Genomic DNA, 15,321 nt, shown 5'->3' on the forward strand with positions numbered 1-15,321 from the left:
GGACGAAGTCACATAACAATGTCAGAAAAAGCTTTAGGTACAGCACGTACCGTTCTTTTTGCAGACATTAAGATCTCCCAACTACCCTCGAAGACCGTTTACAAGAAATTCATCGCTGCAATCGCAAAAGCTTCAGTTAAAAATAAGATGATACGTTATATACTGCTATTTGTTCAAGTTAGTCAAGCCCACTTTTCAGATATTGCTGCAGCCGGGCTTAATAAATCAGTTGAACACTGTTTATCCAGGGTGATGAGGGAGATCTAGTGTTTAAAGTGGCGAGTACCGGTAAATACCATGGTGATACCGTGTTCTTCTGCGCACGCTATGATTTGCTCATCTCTGATGGATCCCCCGGGTTGGATGATCGCGGAAACTCCGGCTTGGGCAGCAATCTCAACAGTATCTGTAAAGGGTATAAATGCATCTGAAGCCATAACACTGCCTTTTGTACTAAACCCCATTTGCTCTGCCTGCCATATTCCGATTCGCGCACTCATTACCCGGCTTGTTTGTCCTCCACCTATGCCTATAGTCGCTTCGTCTTTAGCATAAACTATGGCATTTGATTTGACGTGTTTTGCTGCCAGCCAGGCAAACAATAAATCGTTCATTTGTTGTTCTGTTGTTTTATTGGCGGTTACTGTTTTAAGTTCACAATGGACCATTGATATAGAATCATGTTCCTGAACAAGCAAACCCCCATCCACTTTTTTCATATTCAGTCTGAATTCATTGTCAACTCGCCAGGATCCCGTCGCAAGAATGCGGATGTTTTCCTTGGTAGAGAGTATTTTCTTTGCGTCATTACTCACTTCAGGAGCGATGATCACTTCTACAAACTGTTTTTCAATAATGGCTTTGGCTGTATCTGCATCCAGCATTCGATTAAACGCGATAATGCCGCCATAAGCTGATAAAGGATCACATTGAAATGCTCTCAGGTAGGCATTTAGAGAGATATCACTTAGTGCAATCCCACATGGATTTGCATGTTTGACTATAACGCAAATCGGCTTGTCCATTGGAAAGGATTTAACACAATCAAGGGCTGCATCGGCATCCAGAATATTGTTATAGGACAATTGCTTACCCTGAACCAGGGTTGCAGAGCCTAAAGATCCTGATGTAACGTTTCTATCAGCATAAAATATTGCCTGCTGATGTGGATTTTCCCCATAACGAAGTTCACTTACTTTATTAAATTGACAGGTAAGGACGTCAGGAAATCCGCTTGGTGTACATTGTTCATCTAAAGTAGTTAAATAGTTCGTAATTGCAGCATCGTATGCAGCTGTATGGGCAAATGCTTTTTTCGCTAAAGTGAATCCCCAATGTGAGGGTGCCTTTTTTGCTTCCAGGTAGTGGATCAGTTCAGAGTAATCATCAGGAGCAACAATAACATAGGTATGAGCGTGATTTTTAGCTGCAGCTCGAACCATAGTAGGTCCACCGATATCAATATGCTCAATTGCTTTATTAAAATCACAGTCCGGCCGACTGATGATTTGTTCAAAAGGATATAAGTTGACTATCAGCAAATCAATAGGTTGAATATTGAGTTGTGCCAGAACTTTTTTATCCTGTTCACCTCGGGCAAGTAAGCCAGCATGAATAGCGGGGTGCAGGGTTTTTACCCGGCCATCCATTATTTCAGGGAAACCGGTACATTCACTGACTTCCGTAATCGGTAGTCCATGTTCTCGAAGCACCGCTGCTGTATTTCCTGTAGCGATTATTTCGATCTTTTGCTGATGTAACACTTGGGCAAGTTCTATGATTCCTTTTTTATCAGAAACACTGATCAATGCTCTTTTGGGCTGAAATGGTGTAAGAACCTGTTGTTTGGTCATTATAATTTACCCTTATTGAACCTGAATTACTTGCGTGTAAAAACCAATAAAGACCATCCATCCAGATGATGAGTTTTGACATGGGTGAACACATCTCTATATGCTTCTATAAGTGAGTCGGCTTGCTCTGTCAAAATTCCTGATACTACCAATTCTGCTCCATGATTCAGCAGTTGATAAAAACGATCGCTCAGGGAAATTAGTGGTGCTAATAGTATATTCGCGATGATCAAATCTACTGGATCCTGCAGCGCTTCAGGAAAGCTAATAGATAGTTGCTGATCTGTAATGTCATTCGTCAAGGCATTATTTTGGGTGGCTTGCAACGCTTGATTGTCTATATCTACAGCAACCACATGTTGAGCCCCAAGCTTTACCGCCGCCAATGAAAGGATTCCAGAACCACATCCATAATCGATTAGTGTTTTATTGTTAAGATCAGCCTGCTCCAACCAGGTTAAACAGAGCGCGGTGGTTGGATGTGTTCCTGTTCCAAAGGCTAATCCGGGATCCAGCATTAAATTGACTGCTTCTGGTTCGGGTGGAGTCATCCAGGTGGGGCAAATCCATAAGCGGGTACCAAATTGTTGTGGCTTAAAATCATCCATCCAGGCTCTTTCCCAGTCTTTATCAGCCAGCACTTCAATACTGCACTCCAGAGGAGGTCGATTCAAGGTTAGCGTATTTTTAGCTTCCTGAGCATGTTCTGCCTGAGCATAGAGTGCTTGAATAATAACTTCCGGCCATAATGGAGTAGTGCCTGGTTCAGGTTCTAACACGGGATTGTCGTTTTTATCAGTGAGCATAATGGATAACGCTCCTGACTCTTCAAGCTCCTCGCTGATTTGTTCGATTTCTTCACTTGGACAATGTTCTATTTTTAATTGATACCACACCATATTAATCCTTCAGCATTTTTTCCAAATAGTGGATATTTGTTCCACCATCTATAAAAGATTTGTCATGTAGAATACGCTGATGTAATTCAATATTGGTTTTAATCCCATCAATGATTATTTCATCCAGAGCATTCCGCATTCTGCCTATAGCCTCTGATCGCGATTCACCATAACTGATGAGTTTACCTATCATGGAGTCATAATTAGGGGGTACGGTATAACTGCTGTAGATGTGTGAGTCAAAACGTATTCCTGGACCACCAGGCTGATGAAGTAACTTTATGGTTCCAGGTGATGGCATAAAGGTTTTCGGGTCTTCCGCGTTAATTCTGCATTCAATAGCATGTCCGCGGAATTTAATATCTTCCTGAGTCAGGGAAAGAGGAATATCACTGGCAATCTTGATTTGTTCCTTGATTAAATCGATTCCGGTAATCATTTCGGTGACAGGATGTTCCACCTGAATACGTGTATTCATTTCTATAAAATAGAAACAACCGTCCTGATATAAAAACTCAAAAGTGCCTGCGCCACGGTATTGAAGATCTTTACAGGCCTTGATAACCGAATCACCTACTTTTTTCCGTAATTCTGCTGTAATGCCTGGAGCAGGAGCCTCTTCAATAACCTTTTGATGCCGTCTTTGCATGGAGCAATCACGTTCACCCAGGTGAATGGCATGACCCTTACCGTCTCCGAGAACCTGAAACTCTACGTGCCTTGGATTTTCAAGAAATTTTTCCATGTAGACGATGGGATTGTTAAAAGCGGCTTTAGCTTCACTTCGGGTAAGGGCTATAGCACTTAATAAATTAGATTCGCTGTGCACAACACGCATCCCGCGACCACCGCCACCGCCAGCAGCTTTAATAATTACTGGATAGCCAATGGTACGACCAATTTCCAGATTGCGATTATCGTCATCGCTTAACGGACCATCAGAACCAGGAACACAGGGTACGCCAGCTTTTTTCATGGCAGCAATTGCGGATACTTTATCGCCCATTAAGCGAATAGTATCGCCTCTTGGTCCAATAAATCGAAAACCGCTTTGTTCTACTATATCGGCAAAATCAGCGTTTTCTGATAAAAATCCATATCCCGGATGAATCGCTACAGCATCAGTAATTTCTGCTGCGGATATTATAGCAGGGATGTTCAGATAACTTTTTTGTGCAGGAGCAGGCCCGATACAAACGGTTTCATCAGCAAGGCGGACATGCAACAAATCTTTATCGACATCTGAATGTACCGCAACAGTTTGAATGCCAAGCTCTTTACAAGCACGTAATATACGAAGTGCAATTTCACCTCTATTCGCAATAACTATTTTACTGAGCATAGACACTTCTCACTATTCTATAATAAACAATGCCTGATCGTATTCAACTGGTTCCCCGTTGTTCACTAATATTTCTACGATTTTACCGGCGCGATCCGCTTCAATTTCATTGAACATTTTCATGGCTTCAACAATGCATAAGGTATCACCGACTTTGACGGATTGGCCCAGAGTTACAAAAGGAGGAGTTTCTGGTGACGGAGAAGTATACATGGTTCCCACCATCGGTGAACGAATTTTATGTCCTGATGAAACAGCTGTGGCTGGTTTGCTTTCAGGATGATGCGTTGATGGGGCCGTTGGAGCTGATCCAGGTATATGTTGTTGCTGCGCTGGAGGAGCAACATAGCGAACCTGAGGGGACTCCATGGTAACACTGCTATGACGACTAAGTCGTAGCGATTCTTCACCTTCTTTAATTTCAATTTCAGAAATGCCAGTTTCTTCCAGCAATTCGATTAGTTTTCTGATTTTACGAATATCCATTATTTTATCTCTCTACTTTAATTCTTCAATAATTGCTTTTAATGCTAATAAATAACCTTGCGCACCAAGACCACTGATAATACCTACAGCTATATCAGAAAAATAGGAATGATGACGAAAGGTTTCACGGGTATAAATATTGCTGATGTGAACTTCTATAAATGGTATTGCAACGGCACTCAGCGCATCGCGTAAGGCCACGCTGGTGTGGGTAAATGCCGCAGGATTGATAATAATGTAATCAATTTTGTCACTTTTTGCCTGGTGAACGGCATCAATTAATGCTCCTTCAGTATTGCTTTGGTAGCAGGTTAACTGTATGCCTGCACTCTTCGCCTCACTGAGTAAGTCAGCATTTATCTGACTCAATGAAGTAGCGCCATAAACTGATGGTTCTCGAGTACCTAAAAGGTTCAGATTGGGGCCATGTAGAACAAGAATTTTTTTCATTAGACTTAAGTGTAGTCTGATTTTGGCAGATTTTGCCCTATCTTTGAGAATTTGTCTATATATCTTCGAGGATATCGGCAAGATCTCCGCATGTTAGCTTCATTATTTGAAGTAGAGCAAGGAGCGAAAATGAAACATCTCATTGATATGATTTGAATTTATCGGGCATTTACGAGGTGCTCTGCTGTTTCGTTTATGTTATTGTTTTTTCATAGACTTATATAGAGACTGTTTCATGGTTAAAACTTATATAACAGACGTTACACTGCGTGATGCACATCAATGTTTGATCGCTACCCGTATGCGGACTGAGGATATGTTACCTGTTTGCAGTAAAATGGATCAGGTTGGCTATTGGGCCATGGAAGTATGGGGCGGCGCAACTTTTGATTCATGTTTGCGTTTTTTAAAGGAAGATCCTTGGGTTCGGTTGCGATTATTGCGTCAAGCATTGCCCAATACACAATTATCCATGTTATTGAGAGGACAGAATTTACTAGGTTATCGGCATTATGCTGATGATGTGGTTAAGGCGTTTATTAAATCTGCAGCACATAACGGCGTTGATGTATTTCGTATTTTTGATGCTTTAAATGATCCACGTAATTTAAAGGTTGCCATTGATGAAGTTAAGTTACATAAAAAACATGCTCAAGGCACCATTTGTTACACTACCAGCCCCGTTCATACCCTCGATAATTTTTTAGATCTCGGTAAGTCGCTGGCAGAAATGGGATGCGACAGTATTGCCATAAAGGATATGGCTGGTTTGTTAACTCCATTCGCTACCGTAGAACTCTTTCGCGGATTATCTGAAGCGACTCATTTGCCGGTACATCTGCACAGTCATGCAACTTCTGGTTTGGCGACCACATGTCATTATGAAGCGGTATTAGCAGGTTGCCAGCATATTGATACAGCAATTTCGTCGTTTTCCGGCGGAGCATCTCATCCACCCACAGAAGCATTGGTCGCCGCATTTGCAGGCACTGATTACGACACTGGGCTCGATCTGGGTCTTTTATTGGAAATTGATGATTATTTTAAAAAGGTTCGTAAAAAATACGCCCAGTTTGAAAGTGAGGCGAGAGACATTGATCCGCGCGTTCAACTGTACCAAGTTCCAGGTGGCATGATATCCAATCTATACAGTCAGCTTAAAGAACAAAACGCTTTGGATAAAATCGATGCTGTTCACTTGGAAATTCCAAAAGTACGTAAGGATTTAGGTTATCCGCCTTTGGTTACACCAACTTCGCAGGTTGTTGGAACACAGGCTGTCATTAATGTACTTACTGGGGAACGCTATAAAACGATCACAAATGAAGTGAAATTGTATTGTCAGGGTAAATACGGAATGGCTCCAGGTAAAATCAGCTCCGCCTTATGCAAAAAAGCGATTGGGAATACTGATGTAATTGATGTAAGACCTGCTGACTTGTTACCTAATGAATTAGATCAATTACGAAAGGAAGTTGATGAGCTGGCGCTGTGTGATGAAGACGTACTGATCTATGCCATGTTCCCGGAAATAGGTCGTCAATTTTTGGAGCAACGTAACAATGATAAATTGGTTCCGGAGCTTTTGTTGCCAGAATCAGGTTCTACCGACAAAAAAGCATTATCAGAGTTTGATATCGCTTTCCATGGTGAGAGTTACCACGTAAAGGTTGCAGGGTTTGGAACGGCAGAACAGGGGCAACAATCGTGCTTTTTATGGGTTGATGGAGTTCCAGAAGAAGTAGTGGTGCAACGCGCAGAGCTTGAGGATATAGCAAATCCATCTGTTAAATCTCGATTAGGCCCCGGCGACATCACAGTAGCCATCCCCGGTACTATTATAGCGGTGCATGTTCGTGCCGGCGATCAGGTGAAACGCGGTCAACCAGTTCTGGTTCTTGAAGCAATGAAGATGGAAACCGAAATACAAGCCACTCGGGATGGGGTGATTTTGGATGTGTTTTGTCAAAAAGGAGATAAAGTGACCCCTGATCAGGTTCTTATAAGAATGAAATAATGCAGGATATCTTGATGTATAGAAATTGACCTATCTTTGTTAATGCAGCATATTTCATGTAAAATCTATACCGTTCTTCTCTGAATTGTATACAAATAGTTATACATGTATTTATTTTGGAGATTTTTGTCACGCTATAAATATTAATTTCAAAAATGATAAAACTATGCTAGCTTTGAAAAGTTTGGAAAAATGTTTTTACATTTTGAAAAAAACTAAGTTGGTTAACTGTCTGTTGTAATTAAAATATTGGTCATTATTTCAATAAGTTAATTGAAACAGCTATGTGTTGAATGAGCCATATAATTCATTCAGTATAAGCCAAGTTTGGATCATCCTTGATTTTGAAGTTTGAAAATAGCACATGCTACCAAGGTATTTTAGTTAATTGGTACTTTGGCGATCTGACTAAAAAATTATAGGGTTATATAACAACATGGGCGCTCCAGGAAGAGTTGTCACATGCGAATTAAGTTTAAGGAGTTAGAATCAATGCACCCAAATTATTATCTGTCACCTCTGGCTGTTGCTTTAGCTTTAGGTATTGCTTCACCGGTAAAAGCAGCGGAGCCTATGCCTCTGCAGAAGTCTTCTATTGCTGAACTAAAGCAAAAATTTCAATTATCCACTCCCGGTGCTTTAAAAGGCGCTGCAGTTGCTACTGATAGTTTACAATTTATCAGACAACATACAGATAACAATAAAGTTACTCACGTTCGCATGCAACAACAATATGCTGGTTTCCCTGTTTTTGGTGGTTATGCCATTATGCACAGTATGCATTCAGCCAAGTTGTTAGCTAATGCCAAAGCTGATGTTCAGATGAATGGTGTAGTTTATCAAGGCCTTCAAGCTGAACTAGGTCAACCAAAGGTTTCTTTTGTTAAAAATGCTACGATAGCATTACAACAATTTAAAAATAAATACGCTAATAAGCGAGTCAGTGAAGAGCAAGTTACACCTATGGTTTATATTGATGACAAAAATAATGCACACTGGGCTTATAAAGTGAGTGTGTTTGTAAGTCATGACGATAGAATTCCTGAGCGTCCAACAGCAATTCTTGATGCAGAAACGAATAAGCCTTTTGTTCAATGGGATGATGTGAAAACTGGATTATCCGCTGCAAACGGAATTGGTTTTGGCGGCAATCGTAAAATTGGCGAATATCAGTTTGGTAAAGATTTGCCTTTATTAGAGTTGAGCCGTGATAACTCCACTGAAATGTGTTTTATGGAAAATACCAATGTTAAAGTAGTTGATATGGGTCATAAATATTATTCAAACAACAAACCGATGCAGTTTTCCTGTAAAACAGATCCAACCAACCAATCCAATACCTATTTTACTGGATATTCAGCAGATGGGTACGATAGAGATAATGGCGCTTCATCACCAACAAATGATGCTTTATATGCCGGATATGTAATCAAGCATATGTATCATGATTGGTATGGTCTTGAAGCATTAACCAAGTCTGATGGATCTCCAATGCAATTGGTTATGCGAGTTCATTATGGTTTTGGTTATGAAAATGCGTACTGGGATGGAAAACAAATGACGTTTGGTGATGGTGATACCATGATGTATCCATTAGTTTCACTAGGCGTAGGCGCGCATGAAATCAGCCATGGTTTCACTGAACAACATTCTGGACTGGAGTATTTCGGTCAATCAGGTGGTATGAATGAAGCATTTTCTGATATGGCGGCTCAAGCAGCGGAATATTATTCTGCAGGCAAGAGCAGCTGGCAAATTGGCCCTGAAATCATGAAAGAAGATAGTGGTTATGACGCATTACGTTATATGGACAAACCAAGCCGTGATGGTATGTCTATTGATGTTGCTGATGATTATTATGGTGGTTTGGATGTACATTACTCCAGTGGTGTGTTTAATCATCTGTTCTATATACTGGCCAATCAACCTGAGTGGAATATTCGTAAAGCCTTTGATGTTATGGTGAAAGCGAATCAGGATTATTGGACACCTTACTCAACATTTGATGAAGGTGGTTGTGGTATGTTAAGCGCAGCCAAAGATCTTGGTTACAATTTAGACGATGTTAAAAAGTCATTGAGTGAAGTTACAATTAACTATCAATCCTGTTTTACAGAAGTTAATTAATTACTGCATTCTATAAAAATTAGCCAGAAGCGTTCCAACAGCTTCTGGCTTCTCCATATGAATATGATGTCCACCTTCCAAATGTTCAATTTTTAAATGCTTAATTACCTTAATTCGTTTCTGCATCTGTTCCGAATCAAATGAAAATCCTTTGCTAGCCCAAATTAAGCAGGTATTTACCTTAATGTTTTTGAGGCAGGAAAGAATTTGCTCTTCAGTCATTCGCAAAGGAGATGGATCCAATAATCGTCGGTCATGCCGCCAATAATACACACCATTATCTTCTTTTACGCCGCGTTCACATAGAGACTTGGCTATATCTAAAGACACGTAGCCTTTTAGGGCACGAGCAAGCGCTGCGCTATCAAATTTAGGATACCCTTTTACTTTTTTTGTTGGAGTTTGAGTAAGCGATTCCAGATATTTAGATAATTGTTTGCATGCTGATTCTTCTGGAGAAGAGAAAGGACCTAATCCTTCGATCAAGCTTAAAGATAAAAAACGGTCAGGAGCTACGCCTGCTAAGAGACTTCCAAGGCAAGCCCCCATAGAGTGACCTAACAAATGAACTTTTTGGAATTTTAATGCGTCTATGATCTGGACTATAGTGAATATTCCATCAATAAAATGATAATTGCTGCTTAACGGAAGGTGTGAAGAGTGTCCATGACCAGGGAGATCTACTGCAATAAAATAATAATCATTACAAAGATATTGTGCCAGATTATCGAAGCTATTGGCGTTATCCAACCAACCATGAAGTGCGAGTAGAGGTGGATTTTCAGGGTTTCCCCATGCTTTACAGGCTATGGTTAAGCCAGGGATACTCAGTTCAAGTGTTTTCATGTGTCATCTTAAATTTTTGTCCTATTCATAGCATATTACCTCATGGGTAGTGATGTAAATCCAGTGATTTCTTTATAGTATTTTTTACTAATACTTCATACTGAGAGCTATAATTATAGGAACTTGTTATTTTTATTGTCATGTTGATGGTATGCTTGGATTATAAACCTGGAAAGGGTATAACTAAAATGCAACAAGGTGAAACCAACATTTCGCTAATAACTTACAATATTCATAAGGGTTTTGGAGTAGGTGCTGTCCGTTTTTTGCTTCCAGAAATGCGAGAAGCGATTACCGGCTTAAATCCAGACTTTGTTTTTTTGCAAGAGGTTCAGGGAAAACACAGAAAACGCGAGAAACGAATTAATTCTTGGCCTGACACACCACAATTTGAATACATCGCTGAAAATATATGGCCACATTATATTTATGCAAAAAATGCAGTGTATCAATCAGGTCATCATGGAAACGCCATTTTAAGTAAATATCCATTTGAGCGTTTTGAGAGTATTAATCTTTCAACCATCAATAGAGCCTCACGAGGGATACTGCATACTCAATTGAACATCGGAAATGCGACAATACATTTGTTGTGTATCCATTTAGGGCTATTTAAAGCGGAGCGTGCAGAGCAATGTAAAGCCTTGATGCAACGTATTAAAGATATGGTTCCACACGATGAGCCGCTATTGATGGCTGGCGACTTTAATGACTGGCGCACGATTATTTCTAAAACCCTGGCTGAAGATTTAGGCATAGAAGAGGCTTTTGTTACCGTTGAAGGACAACATGCACGTTCATTTCCGGCAATTAAACCTGCTTTATGTGTTGATCGCGTGTATTTTAGAGGCATGAGAGTAAAAGAGGTTGCCTGCCTGCAAGGTAAGCCGTGGCGGATGTTGTCTGACCATCTTCCTCTATATGCGCGTTTTGAATTGCTTTCGAAATCGTAATAAGATTTTTGTTTTGAACTAAAATGTTGGTCGGGCGTTTTACCCCTAGCCGCGAAGCTAAAGAGGTAATCAAATGTAGCCTGGATGGAGCAAAGCGCAATCCGGGAAGTCCATGCGCAGCATGGTACCTTGTTAGTTGGTTCCCGCTTCGCGGGACTTCCCGGATTACGTGCTTCGCACTTCATCCGGGCTACTTTAAATACAGAAATTCTTTATCTTGAGGGGTAAGGGCGTGAAGTTACTCCATAGTACCCTGATACTCACCCAGACAAGCCATACTGTTCAAGCGAGCTCTTTTAAGTAATGCTTCCTGAGCACTGGCAGTATTTTCTTTTTTCCCTTCCCAAACTTTCAAACAATCTTCCTGTAAGGCTCTACCAAAAGAGAAGCTTAACAACCAGGGTTGATGACCAATAATATTCATTGCGTTTAAGTTAGCTGTTGCCTGCTGTGGTGTTTGACCGCCGGATAGAAAATTAATGGTAGGTACAGATGCGGGCACATTATTACGGAATACATTAATTGTAAAATCGGCTACTTCATCGGGTTCACTGAAGGGCTTAATTTCTTTCCCACAAGTAACCATACTGGGTTTTAAAATAATAAGTTCCAATTCAACCTGATGGATGAATAATGCATGGAATAATTCATGTAACACCATCTCGCATACTTCTGCACATTGTTCGATACTGTGATTTCCATCCATTAATACTTCGGGTTCAACTATTGGAACAATACCTGCAGATTGACAGGCAGCTGCATAACGAGCCAGATTTTCAGCACCGGATTTTATAGCGGTTAAACTGGGTGTAAATTCGGAAATGGAATAAACATTTCGCCACTTGGCAAATTTGGCTCCCAAAGCTTTGAATTCTACTAAACGCTCAGTTAAACCATCCAGACCTTGTGTTACTTTCTCATTTTCAGTGTTCGGTAAATCAACCAATCCTTTATCCACTTTAATACCAGGAATAATTCCTTTTTGAGCAAATATTTCTGCTATAGGAGTACCATTATCATCTTTTTGATGAAAGGTTTCTTCAAACAGGATTACTCCATTGATGTATTGCTCCAAATCAGGAGTAGTAGCCAACAACAAACGATAATCTCTGCGGTTTTGCTCTGTATTCTCTGTGTTAATCGATGCAAATCGTTTCCCGATGGTGCTGTTACTCTCATCAGCAGCTAAGATACCTTTACCATCCTGTAGCATTTGCTCCATCGTATTTGATAGTTCTTCATAATTCATAATGTATAATTCTCCTCAATTACGGAAAGTTGCCATTTTGTCTGATTGACAACGTTAGTAAGACATAGCAATTTAGGTTTAACGTGAGATGTATTTCTCACGTACAATTTGCTGCATTGCAAAACCATGATCTTTTAAATAATTAAAAGCATCATCGATCATACCTGGATTTCCACATAAATAAACAACATCATGGGCTGGATTTAAATTAAGTTCGGGAAATGCATGTTGCACATAACCTTTAAATTCATTCTCTTGTAAATCATGGTGCTCTACGCGACTTAAATAAGGTCTAAAAGTTGCTTGAGGGTAGGATTTGGCAAAATCTCTAAATTCATCGGCATAGAGGATTTCTTCTCTTCGCTGGACCCCTTGAAGGATAACGACTTGCAGATTCGGGTTCCTCTCCAAACGCTGACTTAACTCTTTAAGCATGGCTCTGTATGGAGTAGTCCCGGTACTGGTTGCTACTAAAATATATCGACCAGGAAGTTCGTCTTTAAATATAAGTCGTCCAAATGGACCATTAATATTTATAGTTTCTCCATTTTTTAAATTGAATAATAACTCAGTACCTGGGCCGCCTTCAAAATATCCGGCCGCAAATTCGATACGATTATCCTGCCCTGGAGCGTTTGCAATACTGTAACTACGCTTTAAGCTTTTACCATCGCGTTCAAAATGAATTGTAATAAATTGTCCTGGTAAATAGGTGAAGGGTGGGGTTAATTCGCATTTAAAAATAAAATGTTTTACTTTAGGAGAAATCATAAAAGATTCTTCCAGGGTAATAGGAAATGTATTTACTTGCATGACGTGCATCAACTTTTAATATAAAGTGCTTAATATAGGGGAAAAATTATGCATTGCAAGAGCTAAGAACATATAATTAACATATGAGCACATTAGATTTAGTTACAATATTAGGCAATTTAAGCCAATCTCTCTATCCCGTGCAGCGATTAATCACGGGAGGCTCTTATCTATTGGGCATTTTATTCATAATGAAGGCGATTGGAAAATTAAAAAAAATTGGCGACCACAGAGCTCAATCTTCGTCGCAGGAAAAAATGTATACCCCCATGATGTATCTGGCTTTTGGAGCCGCTTTAATCTACATACCTACAGTCATGCAGACTATGGCTAATACTGCTTTTGGAGTAGGTAATGTATTAACGTACAGCCCACCTCCCACTCCCAACATCTATAGTTCAATGGGTGTCATTATACGTACCGCAGGGGTGTTATGGTTTGTAAGAGGATGTGTACTGGTAGCTCATGCAAGCGAACCAGGAACTCAGGAAGGACCTAAAGGATTGGTTTTTATTATTGCAGGAATTTTTGCGATGAATTTTGATAATACGATTGCCATGATAAATTATATTTTGGGGAAATTTCTTACCTGGACTTTAGCCGTGAAAGCCAGTCAGGGATTTTAGAGCAAAGTCACTTCTGTGCATCATACAACCCGATACATCCCATCTTCACTAAACGCTAAGTACAGAAATTTGATGATTACTCTTCTTCGCCACAAATCTTAAGATTATTTGCTTTAGCAAAATCCATGATGGATTGATATACCTGAGGACTTGATTCCTTTAGTTTGGGATCAAGCAATACACAGTGGTACCCTTCACTGTTTACACTGGGTTGTAACAGCGGTGAATAATAGATTCGGCTGTTTTTAAAGCTCGCCAGAGACCCACTCATACGTTCAGCCCAGTCTCGAGGACGAAAAGTTTTGCCTTGGGGAGTTACTCCTTCGATAATGATTGTTTTCTTTTTTCGCTCGGTCATAAATCTATGCATTATAAATACAGTATGTTAAGTATAACATCATCGTGGTGTAGCCGTGTGGATATTTATCTATTTTGTCGCATTTTATTTTCATTAAAGGTTTAAAAAAGGTTTTCAATAGTAGTTTTTGTCCCTTTTATGATAGCATGTCCATGATTTTGATATTAATGAGGTTTGAGTGCGAATGAAAAAAGAAAGTCATTCTGGGATTTATTTGTTGCCAAATATATTAACCACTGCCAGCTTATTTGCAGCATTTTACTCCTTAGTCTCCTCAATGAAGGGGCAATATGAAGCCGCGGTTATTGCAATGTTTATTGGAATGATAGCCGATGGACTTGATGGACGCATCGCTCGTTTAACCAATACGCAAACTGAGTTCGGCGCTCAATATGACAGTTTATCCGATATGGTGACTTTTGGCGTGGCGCCTTCATTGATGCTTTATAATTTAACTTTAAGTCAACTTGGCAAGTTTGGGTGGCTTGTAGCCTTTGTTTACACTGCTGCTGTTGCATTACGTCTGGCACGTTTTAATACCCAGCTGGAAACTGCAGATAAGCGCTATTTTCAGGGGCTTCCCTGTCCTCCTGCTGCTGCGGTGATGGCTTCTTTTGCCTGGATTTGTTATCAAAATGAATGGCATAATTTATTTATATCGGTTTTAACTGCGGTTTTCGCACTATTTGCTTCAGTACTCATGGTGAGTAACTTACGTTATTATAGTTTTAAAGAGGTGGATTTTAAGGGTAAAGTTCCCTTTTTATATGTGTTGGTTTTGATCATACTCTTTGTAGCTATAGCCTTGAATCCGTCTATTGTATTGTTTGCCGGATTTAGTATTTATGCCTTATCAGGGCCTGTTTTGACTTTAATATACGTACAAAAAATGAGGAAGCAAAGACGCGCTGGTAATAAATAACTGGTCTTCAGTAGTCCAGTTATTCGCCTTCACCAAAATAGTTATTAATTAACTGGACTAAAGCATCATTCATGGCGGACTCATCAGGTCCATCTATTTCAAGCGTCAACTCGCTCCCTTTATTGGCGGCGAGCATCATCACACCCATAATGCTTTTTCCATTAACGGTCTGCGAATCTTTGGTTACATCGATATGGCTTTGGAATCTTGCCGCAGTTGAGACAAATTTCGCCGAAGCTCTGGCATGTAAACCTAATCTGTTAATTATAGTAATTTTAGTCTTTATCATAGCGGGTACAATGTATCATGACTCAGGCGTCAGGTATAGATTAGACGGGCTAAAATCACGCTTCTCAGGACTAAAACGATGATATTGGTGT

The 15,321-nt window shown here is 40.0% G+C and carries 16 protein-coding genes; 6 read left to right on the plus strand and 10 right to left on the minus strand.

All coding sequences use genetic code 11. The features are described from left to right. Positions 1–18 precede the first annotated feature (18 nt). On the plus strand, positions 19–267 hold the full coding sequence (locus tag Lqua_RS00765; RefSeq protein ID WP_058472407.1) for a hypothetical protein: 249 nt from the start codon (positions 19–21) through the stop codon (positions 265–267). On the opposite strand, the gene purH is transcribed toward Lqua_RS00765, so the two are convergent. Genes purH through aroQ form a run of 5 tightly spaced genes read right to left on the minus strand, consistent with a single transcriptional unit; the run spans position 264 to position 5,030 of the window. Further along, positions 264–1,853 carry a bifunctional phosphoribosylaminoimidazolecarboxamide formyltransferase/IMP cyclohydrolase gene (gene purH, locus Lqua_RS00770; RefSeq protein ID WP_058472408.1) on the minus strand — a complete coding sequence of 530 codons (1,590 nt, stop codon included), beginning with the start codon at positions 1,851–1,853 and terminating at the stop codon, positions 264–266. The genes Lqua_RS00765 and purH overlap by 4 nt on opposite strands. A gap of 26 nt (positions 1,854–1,879) precedes the next feature. Next, entirely contained in the window at positions 1,880–2,749 is an 870-nt protein-coding gene (gene prmA / locus Lqua_RS00775) for a 50S ribosomal protein L11 methyltransferase (RefSeq protein ID WP_058472450.1), read from the minus strand. Positions 2,750–2,753: 4 nt separating this feature from the next. Beyond that, complete coding sequence (gene accC, locus Lqua_RS00780; RefSeq protein ID WP_058472409.1) at positions 2,754–4,094, minus strand: acetyl-CoA carboxylase biotin carboxylase subunit; 1,341 nt, start codon at positions 4,092–4,094, stop codon at positions 2,754–2,756. Positions 4,095–4,106: 12 nt separating this feature from the next. Next, entirely contained in the window at positions 4,107–4,580 is a 474-nt protein-coding gene (gene accB, locus Lqua_RS00785) for an acetyl-CoA carboxylase biotin carboxyl carrier protein (RefSeq protein ID WP_058472410.1), read from the minus strand. 12 nt (positions 4,581–4,592) lie between these two features. Continuing rightward, positions 4,593–5,030 carry a type II 3-dehydroquinate dehydratase gene (gene aroQ / locus Lqua_RS00790; RefSeq protein ID WP_058472411.1) on the minus strand — a complete coding sequence of 146 codons (438 nt, stop codon included), beginning with the start codon at positions 5,028–5,030 and terminating at the stop codon, positions 4,593–4,595. 235 nt (positions 5,031–5,265) lie between these two features. Between aroQ and oadA the strand changes: the two genes are divergently transcribed. After that, positions 5,266–7,047: a sodium-extruding oxaloacetate decarboxylase subunit alpha gene (oadA, locus tag Lqua_RS00795; protein WP_058472412.1), complete on the plus strand. Its 1,782-nt coding sequence runs from the start codon at positions 5,266–5,268 to the stop codon at positions 7,045–7,047. A gap of 492 nt (positions 7,048–7,539) precedes the next feature. Then, on the plus strand, positions 7,540–9,174 hold the full coding sequence (proA, locus tag Lqua_RS00800; protein ID WP_058472413.1) for a zinc metalloprotease ProA: 1,635 nt from the start codon (positions 7,540–7,542) through the stop codon (positions 9,172–9,174). On the opposite strand, the gene Lqua_RS00805 is transcribed toward proA, so the two are convergent. Continuing rightward, positions 9,175–10,020 carry an alpha/beta fold hydrolase gene (locus tag Lqua_RS00805; protein ID WP_058472414.1) on the minus strand — a complete coding sequence of 282 codons (846 nt, stop codon included), beginning with the start codon at positions 10,018–10,020 and terminating at the stop codon, positions 9,175–9,177. Between the two features lie 188 nt (positions 10,021–10,208). Between Lqua_RS00805 and Lqua_RS00810 the strand changes: the two genes are divergently transcribed. Continuing rightward, positions 10,209–10,973: an endonuclease/exonuclease/phosphatase family protein gene (locus Lqua_RS00810; protein ID WP_058472451.1), complete on the plus strand. Its 765-nt coding sequence runs from the start codon at positions 10,209–10,211 to the stop codon at positions 10,971–10,973. A 238-nt stretch (positions 10,974–11,211) separates the two neighbouring features. Here Lqua_RS00810 and Lqua_RS00815 read toward each other — a convergent pair whose 3' ends face one another. Then, the gene (locus Lqua_RS00815) at positions 11,212–12,222 is read right to left on the minus strand and encodes a class I fructose-bisphosphate aldolase (RefSeq protein WP_058472415.1); all 1,011 of its coding nucleotides are present in this window, start codon (positions 12,220–12,222) and stop codon (positions 11,212–11,214) included. 78 nt (positions 12,223–12,300) lie between these two features. After that, on the minus strand, positions 12,301–13,035 hold the full coding sequence (locus tag Lqua_RS00820; RefSeq protein ID WP_058472416.1) for a ferredoxin--NADP reductase: 735 nt from the start codon (positions 13,033–13,035) through the stop codon (positions 12,301–12,303). Between the two features lie 83 nt (positions 13,036–13,118). Here Lqua_RS00820 and Lqua_RS00825 point away from each other — a divergent pair, with 83 nt between their 5' ends. After that, on the plus strand, positions 13,119–13,661 hold the full coding sequence (locus Lqua_RS00825) for a hypothetical protein (RefSeq protein ID WP_058472417.1): 543 nt from the start codon (positions 13,119–13,121) through the stop codon (positions 13,659–13,661). Positions 13,662–13,737: 76 nt separating this feature from the next. Here the strand turns inward: Lqua_RS00825 and Lqua_RS00830 are convergent, their stop codons facing one another. Further along, positions 13,738–14,019 (minus strand): DUF3579 domain-containing protein, encoded by a 282-nt coding sequence (locus Lqua_RS00830; RefSeq protein ID WP_058472418.1) that lies wholly within the window; start codon positions 14,017–14,019, stop codon positions 13,738–13,740. Between the two features lie 184 nt (positions 14,020–14,203). Here Lqua_RS00830 and pssA point away from each other — a divergent pair, with 184 nt between their 5' ends. Continuing rightward, the gene (pssA, locus tag Lqua_RS00835; protein ID WP_058472452.1) at positions 14,204–14,941 is read left to right on the plus strand and encodes a CDP-diacylglycerol--serine O-phosphatidyltransferase; all 738 of its coding nucleotides are present in this window, start codon (positions 14,204–14,206) and stop codon (positions 14,939–14,941) included. Positions 14,942–14,960: 19 nt separating this feature from the next. Here pssA and Lqua_RS00840 read toward each other — a convergent pair whose 3' ends face one another. Beyond that, positions 14,961–15,230 carry an HPr family phosphocarrier protein gene (locus Lqua_RS00840; RefSeq protein WP_058472419.1) on the minus strand — a complete coding sequence of 90 codons (270 nt, stop codon included), beginning with the start codon at positions 15,228–15,230 and terminating at the stop codon, positions 14,961–14,963. Positions 15,231–15,321: the final 91 nt, after the last annotated feature.

Origin of the sequence: Legionella quateirensis (assembly GCF_001467955.1) — a bacterium.
GTDB classification, from domain to species: Bacteria; Pseudomonadota; Gammaproteobacteria; order Legionellales; family Legionellaceae; genus Legionella; species Legionella quateirensis.

What these genes read in the sequence shown, in the direction of transcription:
- Lqua_RS00765 (WP_058472407.1), top strand. Translation starts at nt 19, where the DNA reads ATGTCAGAAAAAGCTTTAGGTACAGCACGTACCGTTCTTTTTGCAGAC.
- purH (WP_058472408.1), bottom strand. Translation starts at nt 1,853, where the DNA reads ATGACCAAACAACAGGTTCTTACACCATTTCAGCCCAAAAGAGCATTG.
- accC (WP_058472409.1), bottom strand. Translation starts at nt 4,094, where the DNA reads ATGCTCAGTAAAATAGTTATTGCGAATAGAGGTGAAATTGCACTTCGT.
- accB (WP_058472410.1), bottom strand. Translation starts at nt 4,580, where the DNA reads ATGGATATTCGTAAAATCAGAAAACTAATCGAATTGCTGGAAGAAACT.
- aroQ (WP_058472411.1), bottom strand. Translation starts at nt 5,030, where the DNA reads ATGAAAAAAATTCTTGTTCTACATGGCCCCAATCTGAACCTTTTAGGT.
- oadA (WP_058472412.1), top strand. Translation starts at nt 5,266, where the DNA reads ATGGTTAAAACTTATATAACAGACGTTACACTGCGTGATGCACATCAA.
- proA (WP_058472413.1), top strand. Translation starts at nt 7,540, where the DNA reads ATGCACCCAAATTATTATCTGTCACCTCTGGCTGTTGCTTTAGCTTTA.
- Lqua_RS00805 (WP_058472414.1), bottom strand. Translation starts at nt 10,020, where the DNA reads ATGAAAACACTTGAACTGAGTATCCCTGGCTTAACCATAGCCTGTAAA.
- Lqua_RS00810 (WP_058472451.1), top strand. Translation starts at nt 10,209, where the DNA reads ATGCAACAAGGTGAAACCAACATTTCGCTAATAACTTACAATATTCAT.
- Lqua_RS00815 (WP_058472415.1), bottom strand. Translation starts at nt 12,222, where the DNA reads ATGAATTATGAAGAACTATCAAATACGATGGAGCAAATGCTACAGGAT.
- Lqua_RS00820 (WP_058472416.1), bottom strand. Translation starts at nt 13,035, where the DNA reads ATGCAAGTAAATACATTTCCTATTACCCTGGAAGAATCTTTTATGATT.
- Lqua_RS00825 (WP_058472417.1), top strand. Translation starts at nt 13,119, where the DNA reads ATGAGCACATTAGATTTAGTTACAATATTAGGCAATTTAAGCCAATCT.
- Lqua_RS00830 (WP_058472418.1), bottom strand. Translation starts at nt 14,019, where the DNA reads ATGACCGAGCGAAAAAAGAAAACAATCATTATCGAAGGAGTAACTCCC.
- pssA (WP_058472452.1), top strand. Translation starts at nt 14,204, where the DNA reads ATGAAAAAAGAAAGTCATTCTGGGATTTATTTGTTGCCAAATATATTA.
- Lqua_RS00840 (WP_058472419.1), bottom strand. Translation starts at nt 15,230, where the DNA reads ATGATAAAGACTAAAATTACTATAATTAACAGATTAGGTTTACATGCC.